Genomic DNA, 23770 nt, shown 5'->3' on the forward strand with positions numbered 1-23770 from the left:
TCTCTGCTTGTGACTGTCTGGATCGAGTTTTAGATGTAAGTTCTTATTGTTTTAAATGATTATCATGATAAGAGTTTTAAGCTTTGTAGTAAGTTTGCAAGTATAGATGGAAGTTAAAAATTTTAGGAAATTCATTGGCGAAAAGGTTTATCTTGAGCCCCAAGAATTAGACCTGGTCATTTCTAAGTGCAGACTGAAAGTTATCCCTAAAGGTAAGTTGGTGTTAAAAGCTGGACAGATCGCTAATCAATACTACTACATTGTTAAAGGTGGGCTGAGGTTTTATTATGAATTCAATGACAGGGAAACCACTACCTGGGTATGCTTTCAAAACGAATTCTTTACCGAGATTTCCAGTCTCCATCCACAAAAGCCGACCCGGTTTAATATTCAGGCCATTGGAGAAACAGAACTAATTGTCCTTGATAAAAAGGATATGGATTTCCTTTATGCCTATATCCCTGGCTGGGATGAATTTGGCCGGAAAATCTGGGAAGCAACAGCTGCAAGGATGATCGATCAGTTATTAAATTTCCAAACGCTATCTGCCGAAGAAAGATACCTTAGATTTTTATCAACACCCGAAATGCTTCAGAAAATACCAATAAACCAGCTTGCTTCGATACTGGGAATCACCCCTAACGCTTTGAGCAGGATCAGGAACAAGATCAGGTAAGCGAATTTTCTACCATCTGGTAGTTTTTCCAATATGCTCTGGCGTTAACTTTGGTCACACAAAACAAAGCATACAACATGAGCGATCATTCAAAAGAGTTACAAATTTTATATTCAGACGGTGAACTTATCAAACAGTTTCCGGGTTTCGCCAACCATTATGTTAACGTAAATGGAATTGACCTTCATTATGTAGAGGGTGGAACCGGAGATCCACTGATATGCCTGCCTGGCTGGCCGCAAACCTGGTATTCTTACCGTCAGGTAGCAATAGAACTATCAAAGAAACATCGGCTGATCATCGTAGATATCAGAGGTATGGGTACTACAGAAAAACCAGGCTTGGGATTCGACAAAAAAAACATGGCCGAAGATATACTGGAGTTAATTAAAAAACTTGGTCTTGAAAAGGTTAATATCATCGGTCATGATATTGGTGGCATGGTGGCGATGGCTTTGGCATTTAATCATCCGCAGTATATAGAAAAGCTGATCGTGGCCGATGGACTGCATCCAAGCCAAGGGATGTTGCAGATGCCTTTAATACCAGCCGCAGGTACTTTCGGGGATAAAATGGATACCAATATGCCTTATGCCTGGTGGATGGGATTTAATCAGGTCAAAGAACTCCCCGAAAAGATTCTTCAAGGCCGTTTTCGATATCTGATTGATTGGCTGTTCAATTACGTAATGATAGACCCCAAAAGGATGAGTGAGCAGGAAAGAGCAATTTATGCCGATGCTTATAATGACGAAGAAAGCATAAGGGCATCAAACGCCTGGTATCAAAGCTTTGCTCAGGATATTGAGGATGCCAAAACTTACCAACCACTTTCGATGCCCGTACTTGGAATCGGCAGTAATGTGAGCTATCAATATATGAAAATGGCTATGCCTTACCTATGTCAGAACAGTTCCATGGTGGACCTCACAGAGAGCGGTCACTATATGTTCGAGGAATGCCCTGAAATGGTTGTTGATTCAATAAATACCTTCTTAAAAAATTAAACGAAGTAAATCATGAAGAAAATAGTTTTAGTAGCCGGCGCCACAGGAAATCTCGGTTCAATGATCTGTCTCGCACTAGTGAAGCGTGGTGCAGCAGTGAAAGCACTGGTACGGAAGGACAGCGATGTTACCAAATTATCGGTTTTAAAAGATGCCGGAATAGAGATTATTCCTGTAGATTATGATGATATTGAAAATCTGAGAAAAGCGTGCGAAGGTGTTGGCTGCGTGGTCTCAGCACTGGCAGGACTAACCGAGGTGATTTTAGACACGCAAAAAAGATTGTTAGATGCAGCATTGAGCGCTGGAGTGAAACGATTTATACCATCAGATTTCTGCACGGATTATAATGCATTGATTCCAGGAGAAAACCGGAACTTTGACCTAAGAAGATCGTTCAAAGAATATATCGACAAAACCAAAATAGTGACCACCTCTATTTTTAATGGTGCCTTTGCTGATATTCTCCAATATAACACACCGATACTAAATCTTAAAAATAAAACCATTGGGTATTGGGGCGATAAAGCGGATTGGAAACTAGACTTTACAACAGTAAAAAATACTGCTGCCTTCACTTCTGAGGTAGCCCTACATGAGCAAACTCCACGTGATTTACATATTGCCAGTTTTCAAATCAGTCCAAAAATGTTAGCTGAACAAATTAAGTCGATTACCGGACAAACATATACTGTTCATAAACTTGGTGAAATGGATCAATTTTCAGATTCGATCAAGCTGCAACGGGCAAGCAATCCTTCGGGAGAGAGAGAATTATATTCAAAGTGGCAGCAGTCGCAATACCTTTATTCAATGTATTCTACTCAACATTCAGTCATAGATAACAATAGGTATGAAAACTTAGTATGGACTTCTGCTTCAGAATTCCTGCAATCTTTCCTAAAATAATAATAGGAACCTTGGCTTTGGTATTATGAATGGTTTTCCAAAAGATTTTTGTTTGCGGAATCTTAGAATGATCTATGTCATTGACAAAGGTTATTTGAAAATATTATCAGACTACAATCAAAAAAATGTTTGGCTTATTGAGGAACCGCGGCTTTATATCGGCTCTTTAACTTTATAACCACCAATTATGAAAAGTGGCAAGTTGTCTCAAAAAACGAACTTTAATTTGCTATTATATATATCATTTACTCATTATCAAAAACTAAAAATTAAATTTGATTAATGAAATGAGTTTATGATAAAATAGGAAAAAAGCGGAGTACTTTAGGACAATAGTAGGCAACTCTGCTTACTTTTATATTCTCAAGCCCTACCTCCTGAAACTTATTAAATAACCAGGGAATAATGATAACATTGGCATTTGTGTATCTATCTGCTTACCAGATTTTTTCCATTATTTCGTTTCGTCTGTTCTTGTACGAACCATATCCCAACATAAAGTGAAAGAAACCTGAAAATATCTCTCTTTTTCCTGTGGATTAAGAATCAGGAAGTTAATCGTACTATACAGTAAGGTGCTATACATTTTTATAAGAAACTCAACAGGAACATCCTTGATTTGCTTATTTAAGATGGCTGCTTTCCACCATTCAAGTAATTCAAGCCAGGTATCGTCCTCCTGCATAATCTGTTTTTTATAATAAGCTGAGTTAACAAACTGTTGAATAAAGCCAAATTCACTTTGATGTGCCAATGACCATTCTATTAGGTTATTCCACATACACCGCAAGTGCTCTCTAACATCACTTGCGGTTTCTTTAGTTTTTGTCTGGGCTATAAAATTACGCTTTGCGTACACATAACTTGATGTAATAATATCATCCTTGGTAGAAAAATGATGAAAAAGCGTACCCGTAGCAACTCCTGCAGATTTTGAAATATCGGCTGTTGCAACCTTATCGAAGCCACGATCCACAAAGAGATCAATTGCGGCGATAATAATTTTTTCTTTCTTGGATATATTGTTCCCAGTCATTGCTGCCAAAGTTAGAACATTTCAATTATTACTTATTACAAGTTGCGGTCACCCTTTGTATATTCTAAGATCCATCCGGGATATTCTGCCGGCAATTGACTGATCTCATCAAGTGTGGTCAATTCCTCAGTTGTAAATTTAACATTGGCTGCGTTAAGGTTATCAGATAATTGTTCTTGTCTTTTTGCTCCGATGATAATACTTGTCACCGCAGGTTGGTGTAGTAACCAGGCAAGGGACAGCTGGGCAACAGAAACATTTTTTTCTTTAGCCATCACGTGCAGAACATCTAATATGTTAAATGCCCTTTCGGAGTTAACCAATGGGAAGTTTACAGTTTTACGCCTTCCTGAATCGTTATCCCCGGATCTTGAATATTTACCACTTAATAATCCTCCTGCAAGTGGACTCCAAACCATTAGCCCAACATTTTGATTAACTAACAATGGAATAATCTCTCGTTCAATATCCCTTCCAGCAACGGTATAGTAAGCCTGAAGCGATATGAACTTTTCTATACGGTTATATTTTGAATAAGATAGCGCCTGAGATAAAAACCAAGCTGGAACATTGCTTGCTCCAATGTAACGCACTTTCCCACTTCTTACCAGATCATCCATCACATCAAGAGTTTCTTCAACAGGGGTCAATGGATCATAAGAATGCATCTGATAGAGATCTATATAATCTGTACCTAAACGTCGAAGACTTGCATCTATCTGTTGCATCAAGTGTTTGCGGGATAAACCTTTATCATTCATCCCCGGACCCATCGCTGACCTTGCCTTGGTTGCCAATACTAAAGAATCCCGGTCAATTCCCAGGTTCTTGATAGCCTGTCCGGTGATTTCTTCAGACCTTCCTCCGCTATATACATTCGCAGTATCTATAAAATTAATGCCGGCATCTATTGCATGCTTCACTAACTGATCGGCATCCGATTGATTTAACCCTCCTAATTCTTTGTAAACAGGGTGATCCCCAAATGTCATAGTTCCTAAGCAAAATTCAGAAACAATGAGTCCTGAACTTCCTAACTTTTTAAATTTCATACAAATCAAGATTAAACCGACTGACTGGTCGGTCTACAAATGTAGCTAAATTTTTAAAATTCAATAGGCAAATAATTGGATGGCCGAGATTATCAAGAAATGGTGGATTTTTGATAGGTTGAGGGTTTTGTACTCAATTTTTTCGTCTCAAAAAACGAACTATTTAGCTGGTTCCATACCTTAATAGTATCTCGACCTATTGTATTTTCTTTTAATACAGATGTACCTAAACTAGCATTATACACGTTCAGCTTCAGAAAGTGCAAATGATCAATTCCTTATAAAAAATATACGGGTAGCTACAGGATGGTTGGTACAAATATTTTTCGCAGTTTAGTATGAAAAGCTACTACAAGATTTGATCTTAAATTGATCAGCGCTTCTAGAACTAACCAAATATATATGAGAAAATACATTATTTTTCTGCTACTATTTGTTGCAATAGGATCATCCTTTATACTTTCAAACAATGCTGTTAGTCTAAAAACTATAAAGTTGGTTACGCCATTTAAAATGCCCCCTGTTACGTATCCAGACTTCTCCCGCAGTCCGCATTTTTCCATATTAGACTTTGGAGCGGAACAAGGCAATAAAGAAAAAACCACCCAGGCCATTGCTGCTGCAATTTCAGCTGCAAACAGCGCAAAAGGGGGCGTGGTAATAATCCCAGAGGGAGAATGGCTTACCGGTAAAATTACTTTGATGAGCAATGTAAATCTGCACCTGAACAAAGGTGCGCTACTGTTGTTTTCTAAAAACCCTGATGATTACCTACCTGCAGTAAATACCAGTTGGGAGGGGATGGAATGCTTAAATTATGCCCCACTTTTATGCCTATCAATGCAAAAATATTGCAATAACTGGAGAAGGGGAAATAAAGGCGCAGATGGATGTTTGGAAAACGTGGTTCGCTCGTCCCAAACCACACATGGAGAGTATCAAACGCCTTTACAACCTTGCAGCAACTTATAGGCCTGTTGAAGAGCGCCAGATGGTAAATGATACGGCCCACCTTCGTCCCCAGTTTATTCAGTTCAACCGTTGTGAAAATGTGTTGCTTGAAGGAATTAAGATAACCAACAGCCCATTTTGGACAATTCATCCTTATCTATCTAGGAACGTGGTGATCAGAAAAGTCAAGGTCTATGCGCACGGGCACAATAATGATGGAATAGATCCGGAAATGAGCGAAAACGTGCTGATAGAGGATTGCGTCTTTGATCAGGGCGATGATGCAATTGCAATAAAGTCCGGACGTAATCCCGAAGGCTGGCGGCTGGGGCGACCATCTAAAAATATCGTCATCAGAAACTGTTTTGTGAAAAATGGCCATCAACTGCTGGCTATAGGAAGTGAACTTTCTGGTGGTGTAGAAAATGTGCTGATCGAAAATTGCGAGGTACAGGATGGTGCCAAACTTAATCACCTAATATTTATTAAAACAAATGAGCGGATGGGTGGCTATGTCAAAAACATTTATGCCAACAATCTCAAAGCTGGAAAAATTGACCAGGGGATCCTAGGGATTGAAACTAATGTGTTATATCAGTGGAAAAACCTGGTTCCCACTATAGAGATCAGGCTTACGCCCATTAAAAATGTTCAACTTAACCAGATTAGTGCAAAGCAGGTAAAGTTCATATCCAGAATTTTAGGGGAGCAAAAACTTCCCGTAAAAAACGTTACATTAAAACAGGTTAACGCCGCTGAGATAAGCGACCGGTCTCATATTCACGAAAACATTATTGCTTTCAAAATTCAATAACATTATCAAAAGAAAATATGTTCCTTGAAAGAGAGAAAATTATTCCAGCCAAAAGCTCCTTTATCGTTATCCTGTTAACAGTTTGCTGTATTAATCAATATTCATGAGTCATGATTTTATTCGGTAAAATTTATACTTCTGGTTTAGCTATCTAATTACTACTTGCAACTGGATAAAAAAAGATAGAATTGGTGCTAGTGGTGTGATGGAATCACAAAGAGAGAATAGAATTTGCAGATTTTTAGGCGATATATCTTATCCGCTATATATGTTGCATTAAGAAATCGAATTACGGGATGGTTCGGTTATCTTTATTTCGCCTTTCAAAATCGAGAATTTAAATTATATCTTAACGATCTGCAGGTTACTACCTTAATTTTTCAGTAAGCATTCTTAAACAATTTCTTTGCCGATAAGCTTTTTACTTACCGTTTATTATGCTTTTATCAGTTGGTTCATCCTTTACAGATTAATATTGATAAGGATGAGATGCTGAAATACTGCAACCTGTTGACAGAAATAAAAAAGGAGTTAGTATATAGTAAGATAGATAGCGTCCATATTATTCGCTCCTTGTTATACTATCTGCTCCAGACTTTAAATCGCCAGTATTCTGAGCAGTATGGGCTCTCGTTAAGAAGCACACAGCATAATTCTGCTTTCCTTTTCAAAAACTTAATGGAGATCCATATTAAAGATAAACAGCGGATTGCTGATTATGTTGAAATATTGGGTATTAGCAAGATTTCATGCAACAACGCCGTTAAGGCCCAATTCAACACTACGGCTACCAAATTGCTAAAACAACGCTTACTGCTTGAAATACAAAATTCGCTCCTTCACTCAAATAAAACTATTCGAGATAGCTTACCAACTTCATTTTCCTGAACCGAAACATCTGATGAGATTCTCTACAACTCAAACAAGTCAAACTCCAACAGAATTCATAAATAGCATAAAAAAATAAGCCGAGTTATTTCTTCATTAAACGGTTAATTTGGATAAGCCAAACAATCGTATAATATCATTTCCGTCTCAAACAATAAAAGTATTCAACCCCTATTGTATATCTTTCTTTCAGCTGTAAGTTTAATTGCAACGATTATGGCAAAAAAAAATTGGTTTACAAAATGAAACTTTTCACTTAACTATCATTTTTTGCCTCATCTGGAAAAGTGCAAATACTATTCAATTTTTTATAGCTATTAAATAAAATTTGAATATTACTTATCATTAATATCTATGATTAAAATATCACATTTCACTAGATTACCTTCTTTCGCTTTACTCTGCAGTATTTTTTAACTTCATCAATAAAGAATATGCACCGCGTAAAACGATCTCCTTCCCATCTAAACTGTTTCCCACCACCGTTTGATTATTTTCTGACACCCCTCTCTGCAGGGCAGTCATACGGAAGGTGGAATCGTTTTCTTTGATAAATACATAGTCCTTATTTTCAAAATTGACAATGGCATCATTGGGTATCACTTTCTCTTTTTTGGCATTCAGCTGGATTTCAGCATTCATGTACATGCCAGGTGTTAAGCTCTTATCTTCCTGATCGAAGTGACAGTGTATCTCGGCACTTCTGTTTTCGTTTAAGGAATGGCTCACCAGAATAATGCTGGAGCTAAACTTCCTATCGGGATTATTATTGGTGTAAGAGCTCACCCGTTGTCCAATGGAAACTTTGTCCAGATCTTTTTCATAAACCGTTAAGTTTAAATGAATATCCTCAGGATTGATCAGCTCGAACATCACATCTGATGGGGTTACATATCTACCGACATTCATATTTACCTTACTTACATAACCATTAATGGGCGAGTAAATTCTGATCGTACGTGAAATGTTTCTGGTCGTCAGTTTCCTGCTATTGATTCCGATCATGCTGAGTTTAGCTGCAAGGGCATTGGTTTCCACATTCAGGTTTTTCAGCTCACTTTCGGCCTGCTCAAGCACCTTGTCGCTACTAGCTTTAGTACTGTTCAGTTCCCTCTGGCGTTCATATTCTTTGATAGCAAAACCTTGTCTGTTGCTTGCCCTCAGGTAATCCTGTTGAAGCTGAATATACTGCGGATCTTCCATTATCGCCAATATCTGGCCTTTGCGAACCCTCGTTCCCGGTAGCATTTCTGTCGATTTCAGATAGCCACCCAAAGGAATGCTCACCGAAACCAGATTCTGGGGAGGAACGTCTATCTGCCCGCTTAATTTCAGCACCTTGCTCACGTCCTGAAGTTTCGTTTCGCCCACTTCCAGATTAATGTTTTTAGCTTCTTTCGCATTCAGATACACTAGATTACTATTTGTTTTTTTAGGTTCTTCCGGAAGTTTTTCTTCCTCGCCATTGCAGGCAAATAAGCATACAAACAAGGATGCGCAGACTAAGAACTGTTGATATGACTTGAAATTCATTGTTATTTTGATAGAAGATAATTTAAATTGATAATGCTGTTGTTCAGGTTTTTTACTGCGTCAAAATAATCGAGCTGCACCTGTAAAGATTGTTGATTGAGGATGGTCCATTCCAGATAGTTGATCTCTCCGATTTTAAGCTGTCTATCCAATGTCAGCGTTACGGCAACTGCATTTTTTAACGCAGTGTTCTCATATTCTTCAACTATATCTGCATACTGACCTACCTGCCTGGTTACACTTTCAAATTCTGCACGCAACTGTTTGTTACGGTAATCCGTATCATTTTTAGCAATCAGCTGTTGCGTTCTGGCAGATTTTATCCTGGCCCGCTGGGCACCAGCAAATACCGGGATTTCTATACCAAGCTGAACGGATTGAAACCTGTTCCCACGGTCATAACGGATCCCATCCTGCAGGCTCATATTATTGTATGCCAGAGAAACATCAGGGAAGAGCTTTGCACTTTCTGCTTTGATTGCTGCTGCTGCAACCTGTTCCTGCTGCCGTTGCAAATTCAAATCAGGATGGGATGCAAGTGATGAACTGTCATCTGGTGGTACATCCAGTTTTAACTTATCTGAAATGGGAACAGGTTTTTCATTGGTATTCATTAAAAGCATGAGTTCTCGTAACCGTAATTCTTTTTCATGAACAAGGTTTTTCTCTTGGATTTTTAACTGCGACAGCTGATTTTCGGCAGATGCCCTTTCGAGTATATTGGTTTCCCCGGCTTTAAGTCGCGATGCAGCAACCCTTAAAAATGCGATATAGGCCGAGTCCATTCTTTTCAACACCTTCTCCCTCTCATCAATCACCATCAGCTCATAAAATACAGACCTTGTGATTTTTTTAATCTCGGCTTCTTTCACATTCACCTCCATCAAAATAGCCTTCCACTCCTCGCTCAGCTGTCTGGTTTGCCTGTTGTATACAGTTGGCAAACTGAAACTTTGAGAGATGCTGAACTTATCATCTCTAAGCGGACTATTGAAATTTCCGTACTCTGCCCCAACTACAGTTTTTGGAAAATTACTTCCTGTGTTGATGAGCAGCTTGGCCTGTTCTGCCCTCAATTGACGGTTTTTGATCAATAAATTATTCGCCACGGCCGTTTCAACGGCTTCTTCAACAGAAATTCTTCGTTGAGCGCTGGCTGGCAGAAAAGCTATCAACACCAAAAGCGAGGTAATAACCGGTTTTGCAACTTTTGCCCTAATGCCTTTTTCAAAAGCAATATAAAGAACAGGTAGTACAAACAAAGTGAGTAGTGTGGCAATCATCAACCCACCGATTACCACTGTCGCCAAAGGTCTTTGGACGGATGCACCTGCACCATTACTTAGCGCCATAGGCAAAAAACCAAGTGATGCCACAAAAGCGGTCATCAGTACAGGTCTCAGCCGGGTTACCGTTCCGTTGGTTACAATTTTTCTTAAATCGGTTTCTCCGGAATTTTTGATCCGGTTGAATTCTGCCACCAAAACGATTCCGTTGAGTACCGCAATTCCAAAAAGTGCTATGAAGCCGACGCCGGCACTGATGCTAAAAGGCATTCCCCGGATGGAAAGCAGAAAAATTCCTCCGATTGCCGAAAGTGGAATGGCAGTGTAGATCAGCAGGCCATATTTAATGGAATTAAACGCAAAGTACAAGAGTAAAAATATCAGCACCAATGAAACCGGTACCGCAACAGATAAACGTGATTTCGCCTCATTGAGGTTTTCAAATGAGCCGCCAAAGCTAACAGTATAGCCCGTAGGCAAATTAATCTGCGCTGCTACCTTCTCCTGAAGTTCTTCCACAATACTTTCCACATCTCTGCCGTTCACATTAAAACCAACCAATATTCTTCGTCGCGTATCTTCACGCTGAATCTGGCTCGGACTATCGACCAATGCCACTGATGCCACCTGGTTTAAGGGAATCTGTATTCCGGCAGGTGTCGGGATCAGTAAATTCTGAACATCCTGAATATCTTTCCGCTGATCGTGTTGCAACCTCACCACTAGATCAAACCGTCTTTCTCCTTCAAATACCAGCCCGGTACTCTGGCCAGCAAATGCTGCATTAATATTTCTGTTGATTTCTGAGATATTCAAACCGTGCTGTGCGATAGCTGCCCGGTTGTATTTAATCACGATCTGAGGTGTACCCGTAATCTGCTCCACATACAATTCAGTGGTGCCATCTACAGTTTTGACCAGGTTCCCCAACTGCTTGGCAAAAATCCCCAGCGTATCCAGGTTTTCGCCAAAAATCTTACACACCACATCCTGCCTGGCACCAGTCATGAGCTCATTAAACCTCATCTGTACCGGAAACTGAAAACTAGTGGTTACCCCTGGAACTTCGGCTGCCGCTGCGCCCATCTTTTCAGAAAGTTCATCGAAAGATTTAGATGTTGTCCATTCCGATTTGGGTTTCAGATTGATGATCATATCACCCATATCCATTGGCAAAGGTTCGGTAGGTACTTCACTGCTTCCTATTTTGGTCACTACATTGATCACCTCCGGAAACCTCGATTTCAGAATACCTGCAACTTTTTGTACATTTTCCATTGTAGTATTAAGGCTACTCCCCGAAAGCACCCTGGTTTCAACCGCGTAGTCACCTTCCTCAATTGATGGAATAAATTCGCCGCCCATCCTGCTAAGCAGAAAAACAGCAATCACGAATAGAAAAACAACGAACCCGATGATGATCTTAGGGATTCGCAATGCCCTTGTTAGTAAGGATTGATATCGATATTCGATTTTACCCATTATCTGATCTGAAAAGTTTTGCTTGGTTTTAATCTTTTTGCTCAGGAAAATACTGCTCAACATCGGGATGTAAGTTAATGAGAGAATAAATGCCCCGAGCAGGGCAAAGGCCACTGTTTGCGCCATTGGTTTAAACATCTTCCCCTCAATACCTTGTAAGGCAAAAATGGGCAGATAAACCACTAGGATAATAATTTGTCCAAAGACCGCACTGTTCATCATTTTTGAAGAGGCACTTTTTACTTGCTTATCCATTTCCTGCTGAGAAAGCATGGTTAGACCTGCAAACCGTTTATTGTGGCTAAGCTGATGCATGACTGCCTCTACGATAATGACGGCTCCGTCTACAATCAAACCAAAATCCAAAGCGCCAAGGCTCATTAAGTTTCCGCTAACCCCGAAAAGGTTCATCATGATGACAGCAAAAAGCATAGATAGAGGGATAACAGATGCCACAAGCAAACCAGCTCTGAAATTTCCCAAAAATAGTACGAGCACGAAAACCACGATCAGTGCACCCTCCAATAAATTGGTCTGTACAGTACTGATTGCATTGGTTACCATATTGGTACGATCCAGGAAAGGTTCAATAACTACGCCTTTGGGCAGGGTTTTCTGGATTTCGGCAATCTTTTCTTTGATACTTTTAATTACCACATTACTATTGGCTCCTTTTAGCATCATCACAATTGCACCAGAAACTTCTCCCTGGTTGTTATAGGTAAGTGCGCCGTATCTGGTTGCAGAACCAATTACTACTTCTGCAACGTCTCTGATCAGTAAAGGCGCACCACCCTTGTTGCTCCTGATTACCACATTCTCGATATCTTCCTTGTTGCCAATCAATCCCTCACTCCTGATGTAAAGCACGGTAGATTGCTTCTCAATATAAGCCCCGCCGGTATTCTGGTTATTGCTTTCCAGCGCATCAAAAATATCGGCGATGGTAATTCCATGCGATTGCAACTTACCAGGACTGATAGTAACTTGATATTGTTTCTGTTTACCACCAAAACTGCTCACTTCGGCAACACCTTTCACCCCAAGCAACTGACGGCGAACTACCCAGTCTTGAATAGTTCGAAGTTCGGTAATGTCGTACTTACCCTCATAACCTTTTTCCGGCCTGACAACATATTGGTAAATTTCCCCCAACCCCGTTGATATGGGGCCCATTTCGGGTTTTCCAATTCCATCTGGAATGGATTCCTGTACAACGATGAGTCGTTCTGAAACCTGCTGCCTGGCCCAATAAACATCTACATCATCATTGAAAACCAGTGTAACAAGTGATAAACCGAACCGGCTATAACTCCTAATTTCCTTGATCCCTGCAATATTGCTGCTAGCCTGTTCTACAGGAAAAGTGACCAAGCGCTCAATATCTGTTGCGCCGTAAGAGGGTGCTACGGTAATGATTTGCACTTGATTATTGGTAATATCGGGTACAGCATCTACCGGCAATTTAAAGAGCTCAAAAACTCCATATATAATTAGGGCGATGGTAAACAACGCCACGATGAGTTTATTCTTCACAGAAAACCCAATGATTTTATTAAGCATAAAAAATGAATATGATCTTTCTCAATTAAAAAAGGAATGACCACAAAAAGAGGGCATGTCCTAAACCTAGATTACGGAAATGCTTTTGGGAGGTTGCCAGATTTTAACTGTATCCGGACTTGGAATATAGCCTTCCGTGTAATGGAAAGTATCATTTTTGATAATTATTCTAACAGCCTTTTCGAAAGTATTAAAATGCGAAACAGGAATTGCAGGCGTTAAAAAACCACTCATGTCAATGGTCTTGAACGGTAGCTGATCGTCTCTTTCCTGATCATTATCAGTATGTGGTACAGAATTATAATGATCATATACGAAAACGAAAAAACTTAAATTCTGCTTAAGCTGCTTGTGCTCACTGAAATGTTGAAACAGCACGGGTAGCTTCAGTATTTCCCTGAATTCCGTAGCAGAAAACAAATACAGCACCAGAAGAGTAAAAGTAATGCGCTTTTTCAATGGTTCAAAGTTAGCCAAAAAGTGTAGATGATAAAAGAGTCGAGTCTCACTTTTGTGTTACAACCATGGCCGGCGTATTTGGATGATTTCACCTCTGCAATCCCAGCAATAAAAATCGTCTCAAAAACGAATATTTTTAGCTGATAATTATCAAACACCCACAGGACCTATTCGTTTATTGAAATGAGTTTATGAGAATTTGTACAACAGAAAAACATGAATTCTGCTCGTTTCAATATAAATATGATTATTTAAAGCAATTTCACAAACAAATTATTAAGGTTTTGCGACAATTGTTAGGATTTTGATACGTGGAGCGGCATCATTATGCTTTCATATAAATTTCATCAATAGATGCCCTTACATCTATTGATAGAACAATAAAAAAAATACCTAACAAAAGCAGTTTGTGGTCAATCACATCACATTGAATGCATCCATGATAAAAAGCAAATATACTCAGAAGAAGAAAGACAATGCCAGCTATTGGAAACGTCCTCCCCAAAAGAGTCGTTAATCTTATATCATCCATCTAGTGAGAGTTATACCATTAACATAAGAAAAAGATTTTGATTAAAACGGTTAAAATACCTTTTTTGACCGGTATTATTGTTTGTTTATCATTCTTTAAGAAATCAAAGCGGAATGCTAGGTATTGATTTATAATTAAAGGGATATGAACAGCATAAGGCTATATATCAAGCTAGCTTCCAAAGTTCTGGCTTATATTATATTGCTAAAATAGCAGGGCCAAATTCCTCAAAGTGAATCATATCCTTCGGTATGCCCAGGGAAAGCAGGTACTGCACATGTTTTTTGATAAATACACCTGGGCCGCAGATATAAAACTCTGCATCAGGTGTAATCTCACTTTTTAGCTGACTAAGGTCAACATATCCTTCGTAATGTTTATCATTTGTTTCCCGCTCGAGACGGTCATAGAAAGTATGCACAGACATGCAGCCATGACTTGCGCTTAATTCAGTTACTCTATCTCTGAAAGCATGCACCTCGTAACTCCTGGAACCATGTATCCAGGTGATGGGTCTGTCATTGCCAGAAGCAATTAATGATTCAACCATGCTCATAAAAGGTATAATACCAACACCTCCGCTAATGAATACCACCGGGGTTTTAGCATGAATGTCAAACGTAAAATCACCAGATGGTGGGGCTACCTCAATGATATCTCCTTCTTTAATCTGGTTATGCAGCAGGTTGCTGATGTAGCCCGCCGGACGTTCATTCTTACCATATTCTTTCTTCACAGATATACGATAATACTCACCATTTGGAGCACAGGAAATGCTGTACTGGCGGGGTTGAAGTACCTTTAATTCCGGTACATATAAGCGAACTGTAATATATTGTCCAGGTAAAAAATCAGCTACTTTACCACCATCCGATGGGTAAAGATAAAAGGAAGTGATCTCCTGTGATTCCTGCATTTTTCTTTTAATCTCAAACGGTCGCCAGCTGCTCCAACCCCCTTCTTTGTTTGCCGACTTGCTGTACAGATGAGCCTCTGTTCCAATCATAATTCCAGCTAGCTGGTCATAAGCCATCCCCCAGGCCTCGATCAAGGCAGGACTTGCGCCCTCACCCAGTACCTCACTTATTGAAGCCAGTAGATGTTTTCCCACAATAGCATATTGTTCCGGGCGTATATCCAGGCTGACATGCTTATTGGCTATCCTGTTTACGGCATGAGCTAAAACGCCGGGATTGTCGATATGTTCCGCATATGCAAGTACAGACATGGCAAGCGCTGTCGGCTGCGCTCCATTCTGTTGATTGGCGCTATTAAAAACATTTTTTAATTCCGGGTTTCCGCTTAGCATGCGGTTATAAAAATACGTGGTCAGTGCCACGCCATGTTCCCTTAAAATTGGAACGGTCCCTTTTACTAATTCCTTTTGTTCGTAAGTCATAAATCTTCATTAGAACATAAAGTTGGGCTAAAGGAAATCGCGGTAGCGATTGAATCGCCAGAACTATATCTGGCCAAGATCTTACAGGACTTGAGTCGTAAGGGGTTGATCAGTTCGACAAAGGGCCCAAACGGAGGGTTTTATATTGATGATGGCTCCCTAAATCGACCTTTAAGCGATATTGTGGAGGCAGTAGATGGCAATGGACTTTTTTACGGTTGCGCACTGGGATTGAAGCAATGTTCAGAGATCAATCCCTGTCCATTGCATGAGCAGTTTAAAGCTCTAAGAGCTCAACTTCATGATTTGCTCTCCAGCACAACGATCAACGGGTTTAATGAAGAGTTGATGAATGGATTGTTTTCCTTAAAAAGATAAATACAAAACTTATAGCTAACTTTAAGTGACATTTGCAAAGCTAAAGGAATTAACTAAAGCCTTTAAAATATATTTTCATAGACAACCAGAGGGCTTGAAACTTATTGCAGATCTCCGCAAGAGTCCAATACTTCTCATGTCGGAGGGACTTAATGATGATTCCCTTTAGCCCAAACCTTATAGTCTGTACAGCGAAAACAGTCATAAAGGTTTCTTCTCCCTCATCATCACTATAACAGTCTATGATTTCTTTTACCTCATACTCCAGTTCCGAAGGATAAGGTGTGTGGACACCCCAGGCAGTAGCCGCACGCTCAGCTTGACCGAAGTGCAGGGTATAGCCTTTTCTGTTAAGTGTAAACAGCACCTTTTTCAATGGTTTTTCCTTTGCTCTCATAGTATCATCATTTTCCTTTTATATAAGTCAGCGCCTTAATCAACAACTGAGCTTCTGCAACAGCCCTGGGAAGCATTTCTGCGGTAAAGGTCCTTTCTGAACAGCTTTTCCCTGCACTCCACTTAAAATATCGCATATTGAGAAGATAATGATTGGCCACAGATGTTATTACTCCTGCCACCGATTCCGGATCGGCATGTTCTGAAAAAGTCCCGGATTCGATTCCGAGTCTTAATATATCGGCGATATAAAGCTGATTCTTGTGTTTTATCCTGTAAAGATAAGCAAGCCCTTCTCCGTGTTCGCCTATTGTATAGAGTTGTATGAGAAGCTTATGAAAGGCTGGTTCATTGAACACTTTTTTTATCATAAGCTCGGATAATACCAACAGCGTCTCTAATGGAGAGCGGGTGCGTGCCTTGCTTTTAGCTATCAGTTCTTCAAACGTCTTTGCCCTGAGCCCGATGATACCCAGAAGCAGGTTTTGCTTGGAGCCAAAGTAATAATTTATCATACAGGAGTTTGTACCCGCGATGGCGGCCACCTCCCGTATTGTGGTATGGTAGTACCCTTTTTCCGCAAAGCATCTTTCTGCAGCCTTAAGCAGTCGAAGCTTTTTTAAGGGCAATGTATTTATATTGCCACAACCATTTACAGCTCCCCAGCAAACCGCCGAAATCGCACTCCCGGTTTTCAATGAACCCTTTATTTTTTCTGATGCCATGTTGCTACATTGAAAATTCCACCAAGGGCAATCAATAGTCCTCCGGTAAATTCAAGCCATGGGAAGGACCGGATGCCATTTATATTGATCGTCCAGGGATGGGAGTCCACGGGGTTGATTGTTTTTAGGTCGGTAAAAGTGAAAAATCCCACTACACAGGCTAATATTCCTAGTGCAGTCAATAGATAACTTGCTTTTTTCATAACTCTGTTGCTAATATTTCGTTTTTCTGTTTAACAGTTTTCTGCCTTTTGAGAGGGCCTTCTTGCGCTGCATGCTGTAGGAAAGATTCCTGCCACGGGTTTCACTCGAGTGCCGGAGGTTATAATAGCTTGACAAAATATCCCTACTGGACAATAAACCACAGAATCTATCATTATCGTTCTGATCATACACAGGTACCCCATCCTGCCCACTGGTGGTTATTAACCGAATTGCTTTTTGTAAACTATCGTTGAGCCTTAAACTGGTAGTATTATTATCTACCAAGCTGGAAACGCTCGCCTGCGTATCGAGACCCGATCTAAATATATCAGCTGTAATCAAGGTTCCCTTAAACTTTCCATCATCAGTTACCGCATAACTCAGCTCATGTCCAGCCAATGATTGGATCTTTGATCGAACCGCTCCCAACGTATCTTCCAGGCTAATAAGAAGAGATTGTTTTTTGAGCACATCCCTGACAGTCAGCGAAGCCAGCGGATCCGGTCCGTAAGCATCGGGTGTTAGCACTCCCCGCCTGGCAATCTTTTCAGTCATTATCGTGTTCTGCATCAAAAAAAATGAAACCAGGTATGCCCCGGTACAAGCGCCCAGGAGCGGTAGAAGGCCATTGATCTGATGGGTTGCTTCAAGGGAAAAAACTATACTGGTAAGATAGGCCCGAGAGGCGCCGGCAAACATTGCGGACATACCAACGAGTGCAGTCATTGGAACACTAATACCTGCTCCGGGAAAAAAGCTCAAAATAAGATATCCTATAATCGCACCCGTTGCCCCGCCAATAGTCATAAGCGGCGCGAGGGTACCCCCTGAAGTGCCGCTTCCCAGCGCGATAGCCCATGAGAGAAACTTGAATATACACAAACTGATCATAACTGCCAGAGAGAGTTTGCCTGAAAGTAGGTTTATAATGTTATCATACCCAACTCCAAGCGTATGCGGCGAGATGAACCCGATCAAACCTACCGCTATCCCCCCCAATGCCGGCCACCACATCCAGTGAATGGGAACCTTTTCAAAGGTGTCTTCAATAAGGTAGACAACTTTGGTGAGCCCAACCGCTAATAGACCGATGCATACACCTACCAGACTGTAAATGCCTAATGCCTGGTTTGAGGGAGCCGAAAGCTCGGACATTGGAAATACCGGTCCTGATTCAAATAACAAATGGTGCCCGGCTGCCCCGGTGATGCAGGCTAGCGCAACAGGTATAATGGCTTTTGGAGAAAACTCAAACAAGAGAAGTTCGATTGCCAGGAAAATGGCTGCAATGGGTGTTCCGAAAATAGCGGACATCCCGGCCGTTGCTCCAGCAGCAAGGATAATCTTGCGCTCGTTTGGTGTGATATGCATGAGCTGTCCCAGCGTAGAGCCTAACGCACCACCCGTGGCAATGATAGGGCCTTCAGCCCCGAACGGACCCCCCGTTCCGATCGCGATAGCCGAGGATACGGGTTTAAGGATGGCGATAGCAGGCTTGATCCGGCTTTGGTTCGTGAGCACCTGTTCCATCGCTTCGGGGATTCCATGCCCGCGGATCGCCTTTGAGCCATAAAGTGCCATCAATCCTACCAGGATTCCTCCTAATACTGGAACAAGAATTACCCATAGGCCAAGTTGGTTTTCAGAGGGACTGCGAAAGGCAAGGTCCATTGTCCCGAAGAAAGAGATATTGGTAACCAGGTTAATTAGCGATACCAGAACTTTGGCTACTGCGCTGATTACCAGCGCAACCGCTACGGAGAGTGTCGATATATAGAAAAGTCGTTTTTTGGCCAGGCCCGGCCCTGAGCCACTAAACCCGTTTTTTTTTAATGTATCTAAAAAGGGTGAAATAGGTATTCGGTTTTTTGATATTCTTTCCATTTGATTTCTTATAAAGCAAAGATACTGTATAAATTACAGAAATAGAAAATTAAATATTATTAAAACAATATTTTAATACTATTTCAATAATAATAAATAGCTTATAATATTGTTAAAACAATATTACTGATATTTTATCGGTTATGAATAAATTATTACCTTTACCCAAAGAAAATCAAAATCAATTTATGAGGGAAATACCAGAAGGATGTGGCGTTGATCACTGCTATCTATGCAGCAGATGTGTAAAAGACTGGCTACCAGCTATTGCCCAACAAAGAAAAACTTACCAGCTCAAAAAAGGACAATCGGTATTTCGTGAAGGAGAGGCGGTTGAAGGAATTTATTTTATTTATTCCGGAGTGATAAAGGTGCATAAACGTTGGGACCGGGAAAAGGAAATTATCACCAGATTTGCACTATTAGGTGATATCATCGGTCATTTAGGCCTGGGCAAAAATCCGGTTTATCCGGTTTCGGCAACAGCGCTTTCCACAGCTACTGTATGTTTTGTCGGGCTTGATTTCTTTAATTCCTCCCTGAGGATAAATCCAGGGCTAACCATTGATCTGATGCAGTTTTTTGCCAATGAACTCCAGGAATCCCAGAAGATGATGAGAAACATGGCGCATATGTCTGTAAGGGCGAGGATCGCAAATACCTTTCTGATGCTCAAAAAACAATTTGGGCTGGACAGAAAAGGATTTATTGATATAGATCTTTCACGGCAGGATATGGCATCCTATTCAGGCACGACCTATGAGACCCTTTTCAAGGTGATAAATGAGTTTTCTGCTTCAGGAAAGATTCAAACATTCGAAAAACGAATCTTTATTTCAGATGAGCCGTACCTTCAAAGTCTTGTAAAGCTTGATCCTTTAAAGAGTTAAATTTATCGCATCCACGATTGGCCTGGAGGAAAAAGTTCCGTTTTATATACCGCAGATAAAAAACCCATCATCAAAAAACAATTTGAGTGGAAATAATAGCTCATTTAACGATTATCCGCCCTGAGGAAATTACTTTAAGAAGGTATTTACAATATAAGCAAAATATCCATCTGCCTAACTGATAACAATCAAGAACGATAATTAGAATAAATAATACTATGCGTGGATACTATAGAATTTACGTATTTGGCAATAATTGGGATCACGAAACCATACGAAAACACAAATTCAGCTTGCCTATTGTAAACATTTTCTGGATATCCGATGAATATACTTAACCGCTTGAACTGCTAATTACACAATACGGCGATCAGCTTTTGACAACACCCACTTATCTGAACGGCAGATTTCGCATAGGGTTTCTGGCTGAGGGAATAGCTCCTTTGTGAAACCGCAGGAAATACATGAGTAAACCCCTTTTTTATCAATAATTTGGATGAACCCAGCTAATTGATCAGGAAGTATGGGCAATCCTGGAACAACTTCACTATCAGGCCTAAAGAAGATGCTGATTTTTCCATTTGCTTCTAGAATTGCACAGTTAACCTGCCCTAAATGGCTAACATTTAACACCCTGAACTCAGCAAAAAATTCGTCAGTACCCATCTCATCTCCATTCATTTCCTTCAAACACAGCAGGCCATTTCGTATTATATATACCGGGCCACCTTCCAGGATGATTTCAGCCTTATCGTTTCTTATGATAATGAATATTACAATCCTATACATAATGAATACAATTGCGAACACCGCAATTGCATGTAGTAACCCTACCTCCTGGTAAAACATTGCATCACCAGCCGCCGAGCCCAGCGTTATAATCATCACCACCTCGAATATCGAAAGTTGCTGCCCGCCCCGTTTTCCGGTGAACCTCAACACTGCAAGTGTAACGAGAAACATTATCGGTGTACGAAGTAAGATTTCTAAAAAAAAAGATGTTTTTTGATCACTAAAGAAGATTCTGTGCCAGTCCATATCCTATGACATGTAAGTAAGTTAATTGGGTTATATATACCGTATCCTAATACTCTCACAAACTAAGGAATTCAATTTATCTTTTGCAAGGACCCGCCAGGATCTTATTGAAAAGAGCATTTCAACTCTTTTGCCCATATTTGAATGATAGAACCCAGCTTTAGAATAAATCATTGAAACTCAGGATATACTTATCAATATAAAATTGCTTGTCTTTTGATTTATACTGCTGAATGAATCGTGGGTGTTCCAATATTTTTAAGCGTTCGAATAGCTTAGCTTCCTTGTTTAATTTATGTATGAAACCTGCGTTCTTCTTTCCCAGTACAAAGACTTCTGAAACGTCCAGGCCCATATCGATATGTTTCCTTAATGTATCAATCATATATTCCTTAACCGTCTCGAACAAATTAGGATCGTCATAATAATTGGCATTTACCCAATTATGTTCCTTTGTTAATTTAACAATGGCTAATGGGAAAGGTGAATTAATGTAAAATTGACCATAAAACTCCTTCGCTCCCCCAAACTGAGCAATCATGTCATAGATAAAAACTGAAGATATTTCGTGTGTGTGGGCTGATTGCATTTTGATGCCGCATACACTATCAAGCCTTTTGGTATCTGTAAAGGGTATTCCGGTTATACCCGCTCCCTTACGACTCGGATTTATGCCAATAATAAACTTTCGTATATTGGTATCGTGGTAAAACTTATGATAAAATTCCCTCATGACCAACAGCGTTTCCGGATTATCAAAATAAGGATTCAGGACACGGAAGCCTTCGGGGAGTTTTGGTGTGTAATGTAATTGACAATTGAAATCTATCACCCTATCCCCAAAATTCTTGAGCATTCTTTTTTAATTTAAGTAAAAAATATTTTTTAGAAGAAATCATTAGATTAAGGTTTGATCACCATCGAATAAAGATAAAATGATTTTTAGTATCTTTTTCATTTTATTAGCATTCCTTCTGAATTGACACTATCTCGCAAACATGAATAAATAACATCTTCAAGTAAAAAATATTAATAAAAGACGTTTGCAACCTTAAAAATCGGATATTGGCAGCCTCTATGAAACTGAAAAAAAGTTCATCCGGGTACAGGTTGTTATTTTCGAGGATAAATATCTTTTGGAATAGAAGCATCCGGTATGCCTCTTTTTTTCCGACTGCAGTTTTACGATACTGCTTTCTTAAAACCAGTAAAGACTTTCTTGGCTCCGCCCCAAACTAATTATGTTTAGGGGCTGTAAAAGTGTCCAAGGTTTTATCTTACTGCTGATTTATGGGTTTTCTAAAGTTCAGGCCGACGGCCTGCAATGGGCGTAATTTTTATTATTTGCTCTTATCGGTTATTGTGTTTATATTTTTTTTGTTTCTTTTACCTGAGGTTTCCTTCATTGTCTTCTCCCTTACCCTTGCATTTTTTTATAAAGGATCATATATTTTAAGATTTTTCAGGATTTCATTTTTGAAAATCAAAAAATCTGCGTTCGTTTCAATCAACAAATTGGTTTCTTTTTTCTCTCCCAAGGCCCCGCGGTGGATCGAAGATCAGAAAAATACCGTATTTAAAAGAGCTGTTGGAGAATCTACTGAATCTATTGCCAACAATCTGCGTTCTCCACTGCAAAAGGGCTATGAGTGCCTTCGCCTCGGAATCGAACAAGTAAATGTGGATACGAGCGACTTATGCTCATCTATCGGTGGATCCTCGGGGACAGGAAGGTATAATGTTAATCTGCTTAATATTGGGTTAGGTGATTTTGCCGAAAACACCGATCGCTATTCATTCATCCTTTCTGCAGTCGCAAAAAAACTTGGCTGTATGGTTCATACCCGGGAGCAGGGTCTAACATCCGGATTATTAAGGGGTGGTGGAGACCTGATCTGGCGGGTTAGGGAGAAGGATTACAGCAGGCATGGCAATATAGAGAATGCCCTTTCGGACAAAGTATTTCTAAAAACCTTGACCCGTAGCTACATCAAGTTGATTGAGATAGACATTCCTGTTGCAGATCTATTTAATCACCAAAGCATTTTTAACCTGGAAAAAATGACTTACTTTCTGGAAAAACTGAAATCGGTAGCCGTTGAAAAACCTATAGGAATTTCGCTTAAGTCGCCTGATAAAATTCATCTAGAGGCTATTTTTGAAAATCTTTGGTTAAGAGATATAAAAATTGATTTCATAACTATCGAGGAAAGATGTTGCGGCACGACAGAGAGTGGAATAAATGTTCTGACAGACATCGAGGAAAATTTTATGAAGTCAATAAACGATGCAAAGCAAACATTAAGATACTTTGAGCTTGACACGAAAATAATCGCCTCCGGGAAATTTGTTTCGGAATTCGAACTTTTGAGGGCCCTGAGTTTTGGTGCAGACAGTTGTATTACCCAGACGCCTTTTGAATGGCTGCTAAAAGGCAAGTTGAACTCACCCTTAGGTTCAAGTGCTGATGTGAAATATCTAATAGAAAATTTCCATACGCATACCCTTAAAGCCGCTGCCAAGCTAATGGGCGAATGTGGATTTGGGGGAGTGGATCTCATATCTGCCGAACGTTTTCTGAAGAAGGTCGGGAATACATCCGTCAAGAACCTTCAAAATTATTACCAAATTAAATAACGGATAAATCTTTGGACAGTCCATTTGGAGC

The 23770-nt window shown here is 40.0% G+C and carries 20 protein-coding genes; 8 read left to right on the forward strand and 12 right to left on the reverse strand.

Going from position 1 to position 23770, the window contains the following annotated elements; translation table 11 throughout:
- The first annotated feature begins 106 nt into the window (after window positions 1–106).
- The 3 genes from ACZZZK_RS04440 to ACZZZK_RS04450 all read left to right on the forward strand — a co-directional run bounded on the left by ACZZZK_RS04440 (window position 107) and on the right by ACZZZK_RS04450 (window position 2592).
- Window positions 107–676: a Crp/Fnr family transcriptional regulator gene (locus ACZZZK_RS04440; RefSeq protein WP_463483074.1), complete on the forward strand. Its 570-nt coding sequence runs from the start codon at window positions 107–109 to the stop codon at window positions 674–676.
- Between the two features lie 77 nt (window positions 677–753).
- A complete protein-coding gene (locus tag ACZZZK_RS04445) occupies window positions 754–1683 on the forward strand; it encodes an alpha/beta fold hydrolase (RefSeq protein WP_463483075.1) in 930 nt (309 codons plus the stop codon).
- Window positions 1684–1695: 12 nt separating this feature from the next.
- A complete protein-coding gene (locus tag ACZZZK_RS04450; protein WP_463483076.1) occupies window positions 1696–2592 on the forward strand; it encodes an NmrA family NAD(P)-binding protein in 897 nt (298 codons plus the stop codon).
- A 454-nt stretch (window positions 2593–3046) separates the two neighbouring features.
- Here the strand turns inward: ACZZZK_RS04450 and ACZZZK_RS04455 are convergent, their stop codons facing one another.
- Together ACZZZK_RS04455 and ACZZZK_RS04460 are read right to left on the reverse strand one after the other, a co-directional pair.
- Window positions 3047–3628, reverse strand: coding sequence for a TetR/AcrR family transcriptional regulator (locus ACZZZK_RS04455; protein WP_463483077.1), 582 nt, complete (start codon window positions 3626–3628; stop codon window positions 3047–3049).
- Window positions 3629–3663: 35 nt separating this feature from the next.
- The gene (locus ACZZZK_RS04460) at window positions 3664–4680 is read right to left on the reverse strand and encodes an aldo/keto reductase (protein WP_463483078.1); all 1017 of its coding nucleotides are present in this window, start codon (window positions 4678–4680) and stop codon (window positions 3664–3666) included.
- A gap of 402 nt (window positions 4681–5082) precedes the next feature.
- Between ACZZZK_RS04460 and ACZZZK_RS04465 the strand changes: the two genes are divergently transcribed.
- On the forward strand, window positions 5083–5652 hold the full coding sequence (locus ACZZZK_RS04465; protein ID WP_463483079.1) for a hypothetical protein: 570 nt from the start codon (window positions 5083–5085) through the stop codon (window positions 5650–5652).
- Window positions 5609–6445, forward strand: a complete 837-nt coding sequence (locus ACZZZK_RS04470; protein WP_463483080.1) for a glycoside hydrolase family 28 protein — start codon at window positions 5609–5611, stop codon at window positions 6443–6445. The genes ACZZZK_RS04465 and ACZZZK_RS04470 overlap by 44 nt, the downstream gene beginning before the upstream one ends.
- Before the next feature lie 1284 nt (window positions 6446–7729).
- Here the strand turns inward: ACZZZK_RS04470 and ACZZZK_RS04475 are convergent.
- The 4 genes from ACZZZK_RS04475 to hmpA all read right to left on the reverse strand — a co-directional run bounded on the left by ACZZZK_RS04475 (window position 7730) and on the right by hmpA (window position 15527).
- Window positions 7730–8866, reverse strand: coding sequence for an efflux RND transporter periplasmic adaptor subunit (locus tag ACZZZK_RS04475; RefSeq protein ID WP_463483081.1), 1137 nt, complete (start codon window positions 8864–8866; stop codon window positions 7730–7732).
- Window positions 8867–8868: 2 nt separating this feature from the next.
- Window positions 8869–13197 carry a CusA/CzcA family heavy metal efflux RND transporter gene (locus ACZZZK_RS04480; RefSeq protein WP_463483082.1) on the reverse strand — a complete coding sequence of 1443 codons (4329 nt, stop codon included), beginning with the start codon at window positions 13195–13197 and terminating at the stop codon, window positions 8869–8871.
- Between the two features lie 66 nt (window positions 13198–13263).
- Window positions 13264–13656: a hypothetical protein gene (locus ACZZZK_RS04485; protein ID WP_463483083.1), complete on the reverse strand. Its 393-nt coding sequence runs from the start codon at window positions 13654–13656 to the stop codon at window positions 13264–13266.
- Between the two features lie 728 nt (window positions 13657–14384).
- Window positions 14385–15527, reverse strand: coding sequence for an NO-inducible flavohemoprotein (hmpA, locus tag ACZZZK_RS04490; protein ID WP_463483084.1), 1143 nt, complete (start codon window positions 15525–15527; stop codon window positions 14385–14387).
- Window positions 15528–15572: 45 nt separating this feature from the next.
- Here hmpA and ACZZZK_RS04495 point away from each other — a divergent pair, with 45 nt between their 5' ends.
- Window positions 15573–15965: an RrF2 family transcriptional regulator gene (locus ACZZZK_RS04495; RefSeq protein ID WP_463483085.1), complete on the forward strand. Its 393-nt coding sequence runs from the start codon at window positions 15573–15575 to the stop codon at window positions 15963–15965.
- 49 nt (window positions 15966–16014) lie between these two features.
- Here ACZZZK_RS04495 and ACZZZK_RS04500 read toward each other — a convergent pair whose 3' ends face one another.
- The 4 genes from ACZZZK_RS04500 to ACZZZK_RS04515 are packed head-to-tail and all read right to left on the reverse strand — an operon-like array spanning window position 16015 to window position 19174.
- Window positions 16015–16362, reverse strand: coding sequence for a hypothetical protein (locus ACZZZK_RS04500; protein ID WP_463483086.1), 348 nt, complete (start codon window positions 16360–16362; stop codon window positions 16015–16017).
- A 7-nt stretch (window positions 16363–16369) separates the two neighbouring features.
- Window positions 16370–17086: a TetR/AcrR family transcriptional regulator gene (locus tag ACZZZK_RS04505; RefSeq protein WP_463483087.1), complete on the reverse strand. Its 717-nt coding sequence runs from the start codon at window positions 17084–17086 to the stop codon at window positions 16370–16372.
- The gene (locus tag ACZZZK_RS04510; RefSeq protein WP_463483088.1) at window positions 17068–17289 is read right to left on the reverse strand and encodes a hypothetical protein; all 222 of its coding nucleotides are present in this window, start codon (window positions 17287–17289) and stop codon (window positions 17068–17070) included. The genes ACZZZK_RS04505 and ACZZZK_RS04510 overlap by 19 nt, the downstream gene beginning before the upstream one ends.
- Window positions 17290–17299: 10 nt before the next feature.
- Complete coding sequence (locus ACZZZK_RS04515) at window positions 17300–19174, reverse strand: chloride channel protein (protein WP_463483089.1); 1875 nt, start codon at window positions 19172–19174, stop codon at window positions 17300–17302.
- A gap of 143 nt (window positions 19175–19317) precedes the next feature.
- Here ACZZZK_RS04515 and ACZZZK_RS04520 point away from each other — a divergent pair, with 143 nt between their 5' ends.
- Window positions 19318–20064: a Crp/Fnr family transcriptional regulator gene (locus tag ACZZZK_RS04520; RefSeq protein WP_463483090.1), complete on the forward strand. Its 747-nt coding sequence runs from the start codon at window positions 19318–19320 to the stop codon at window positions 20062–20064.
- Between the two features lie 354 nt (window positions 20065–20418).
- Here the strand turns inward: ACZZZK_RS04520 and ACZZZK_RS04525 are convergent, their stop codons facing one another.
- Together ACZZZK_RS04525 and ACZZZK_RS04530 are read right to left on the reverse strand one after the other, a co-directional pair.
- Window positions 20419–21102 (reverse strand): DUF421 domain-containing protein, encoded by a 684-nt coding sequence (locus ACZZZK_RS04525; RefSeq protein WP_463483091.1) that lies wholly within the window; start codon window positions 21100–21102, stop codon window positions 20419–20421.
- A 160-nt stretch (window positions 21103–21262) separates the two neighbouring features.
- Complete coding sequence (locus ACZZZK_RS04530) at window positions 21263–21958, reverse strand: SMUG2 DNA glycosylase family protein (protein WP_463483092.1); 696 nt, start codon at window positions 21956–21958, stop codon at window positions 21263–21265.
- 620 nt (window positions 21959–22578) lie between these two features.
- Between ACZZZK_RS04530 and ACZZZK_RS04535 the strand changes: the two genes are divergently transcribed.
- Window positions 22579–23739, forward strand: coding sequence for a glutamate synthase-related protein (locus tag ACZZZK_RS04535; protein ID WP_463483093.1), 1161 nt, complete (start codon window positions 22579–22581; stop codon window positions 23737–23739).
- Window positions 23740–23770: the final 31 nt, after the last annotated feature.

The sequence above is a fragment of the Pedobacter sp. AC163 genome (assembly GCF_979258665.1).

Bases quoted from the DNA above. Each gene is read 5' to 3' on its own strand.
- ACZZZK_RS04440 (WP_463483074.1), top strand. From the start codon at position 107: ATGGAAGTTAAAAATTTTAGGAAATTCATTGGCGAAAAGGTTTATCTT.
- ACZZZK_RS04445 (WP_463483075.1), top strand. From the start codon at position 754: ATGAGCGATCATTCAAAAGAGTTACAAATTTTATATTCAGACGGTGAA.
- ACZZZK_RS04450 (WP_463483076.1), top strand. From the start codon at position 1,696: ATGAAGAAAATAGTTTTAGTAGCCGGCGCCACAGGAAATCTCGGTTCA.
- ACZZZK_RS04455 (WP_463483077.1), bottom strand. From the start codon at position 3,628: ATGACTGGGAACAATATATCCAAGAAAGAAAAAATTATTATCGCCGCA.
- ACZZZK_RS04460 (WP_463483078.1), bottom strand. From the start codon at position 4,680: ATGAAATTTAAAAAGTTAGGAAGTTCAGGACTCATTGTTTCTGAATTT.
- ACZZZK_RS04465 (WP_463483079.1), top strand. From the start codon at position 5,083: ATGAGAAAATACATTATTTTTCTGCTACTATTTGTTGCAATAGGATCA.
- ACZZZK_RS04470 (WP_463483080.1), top strand. From the start codon at position 5,609: ATGGAGAGTATCAAACGCCTTTACAACCTTGCAGCAACTTATAGGCCT.
- ACZZZK_RS04475 (WP_463483081.1), bottom strand. From the start codon at position 8,866: ATGAATTTCAAGTCATATCAACAGTTCTTAGTCTGCGCATCCTTGTTT.
- ACZZZK_RS04480 (WP_463483082.1), bottom strand. From the start codon at position 13,197: ATGCTTAATAAAATCATTGGGTTTTCTGTGAAGAATAAACTCATCGTG.
- ACZZZK_RS04500 (WP_463483086.1), bottom strand. From the start codon at position 16,362: ATGAGAGCAAAGGAAAAACCATTGAAAAAGGTGCTGTTTACACTTAAC.
- ACZZZK_RS04505 (WP_463483087.1), bottom strand. From the start codon at position 17,086: ATGGCATCAGAAAAAATAAAGGGTTCATTGAAAACCGGGAGTGCGATT.
- ACZZZK_RS04510 (WP_463483088.1), bottom strand. From the start codon at position 17,289: ATGAAAAAAGCAAGTTATCTATTGACTGCACTAGGAATATTAGCCTGT.
- ACZZZK_RS04515 (WP_463483089.1), bottom strand. From the start codon at position 19,174: ATGGAAAGAATATCAAAAAACCGAATACCTATTTCACCCTTTTTAGAT.
- ACZZZK_RS04520 (WP_463483090.1), top strand. From the start codon at position 19,318: ATGAATAAATTATTACCTTTACCCAAAGAAAATCAAAATCAATTTATG.
- ACZZZK_RS04525 (WP_463483091.1), bottom strand. From the start codon at position 21,102: ATGGACTGGCACAGAATCTTCTTTAGTGATCAAAAAACATCTTTTTTT.
- ACZZZK_RS04530 (WP_463483092.1), bottom strand. From the start codon at position 21,958: ATGCTCAAGAATTTTGGGGATAGGGTGATAGATTTCAATTGTCAATTA.